Annotated in this window: 2 protein-coding genes; one reads left to right on the top strand and one right to left on the bottom strand. The window is 42.5% G+C overall.

The window, feature by feature from the left end:
- Nucleotides 1-16 precede the first annotated feature (16 nt).
- Nucleotides 17-298: a pyrimidine/purine nucleoside phosphorylase gene (locus A3763_RS24000; protein WP_068512427.1), complete on the bottom strand. Its 282-nt coding sequence runs from the start codon at nt 296-298 to the stop codon at nt 17-19.
- Nucleotides 299-462: 164 nt separating this feature from the next.
- On the opposite strand from A3763_RS24000, the gene A3763_RS24005 reads away from it, so the two are divergent.
- Nucleotides 463-1,340 (top strand): SMP-30/gluconolactonase/LRE family protein (locus A3763_RS24005; RefSeq protein ID WP_068760652.1); only part of this gene is annotated, 878 nt, incomplete at its 3' end.

Here is a 1,340-nt window from a genome sequence, read left to right on the forward strand (position 1 = left end):
ATTAAATAGATTCTGTTTATTCGTACTTACAAAGATAAGCGGTATCTGTAGGAACTTGCAGGTCGAAGGACTGATTTGCTTCAACGGTAAAAGTCTCTCCGTCTTTAAATGAAACAAATTCTTCTGAGCCTGGTAGTTTTACAATTAGTTCGCCACTGACAACTGTCATGTATTCTTTCTGGCTGGTACCGAAGGTATATTCACCTGCTTTCATAACGCCTACTGTTGCTGGCAGAGTAGTGCTTTCAAAGGCAATCGATTTAACCTTGCCATCAAAATATTCGTTAACTTCTAGCATTGTAGCTCTCCTGTAATTACTATTTTGCGTAAATTCAAATCAATGGGCGGCATTATACGCATAATCGATGGCAGGGTATTCATTTTTGAAAGTACAAAGTATGATTTTTACTGGTAAACTGCCTAGCTCGTTATAAGTAATAATAAAAACTGGATATCTAAGAAATGCTTAAGAAGACTCGAACAAAAATCTTACTACTTATTTTAGTACTGGTGATATTTCACGCCGCGGGTATCGCTAAGGATGCAGGGGTCTTCCGTAGTGTTGAAGAAAGTCAGCCTTTTGGGCAGTGTGAAAAGCTAGCAGGTCCTATTGGAGCAGAGGATATCACGGTCGATCGAGTGCAAAAGCTGGCTTATATTTCAGCCGATGACCGTCGCCAGGCTTTTTTGGATAAAGACTTAAAGTCCTATGAAAACGGTGGTATTTGGACTCTGGATCTCAGTGATCCAAACTCGAAACCAAAGCAGTTGATGGTCAAAATGAAAGGGGCTTTTCATCCTCATGGAATTGCTCTGCGCTTTGAACAACAAGATGGCGTTCAGGGAAAGGCGATAGAGCTCTATGCGGTAAATCATCTTGATATGCAGACACATGAGATTGATGTATTTAGCATTCTTCCTGATGGTAACTTAAAGCTACGCCGACGTATTCCATTTCCAGAGTTAATCTCGCCTAATGATATCGCTGTTGTGGGGAAAGACCGTTTCTTTGTATCAAACGATCATGGCAACCCGCGTCATAGCGTGATGGAGATTGTAGAGGACTATGCCGGGCTGGCGTTGTCTTCGCTGGTATATTTTGATGGAGAGCAGGGGCATACAGTGATCGATGGCCTTCGTTATACGAATGGGGTGACTTTGTCTGCAGACCAGAAAACCCTGTTTGTAGCTGAAACCACAGCGAATCAAGTGTCTCGCTATATGAAAGGACAGGATATGCTGTCCTGGCACTTAATTGATACGGTTTACATCCCCATGGCTGTTGATAATCTTGAGTGGTTGGATGATCAACACCTGCTCACAGCCGGTCATCCGAAAGT

Source organism: Oleiphilus sp. HI0128 (assembly GCF_001635365.1).

Excerpts from the sequence above, each read along its gene's own strand:
- A3763_RS24000 (WP_068512427.1), bottom strand. The coding sequence starts at position 298 with ATGCTAGAAGTTAACGAATATTTTGATGGCAAGGTTAAATCGATTGCC.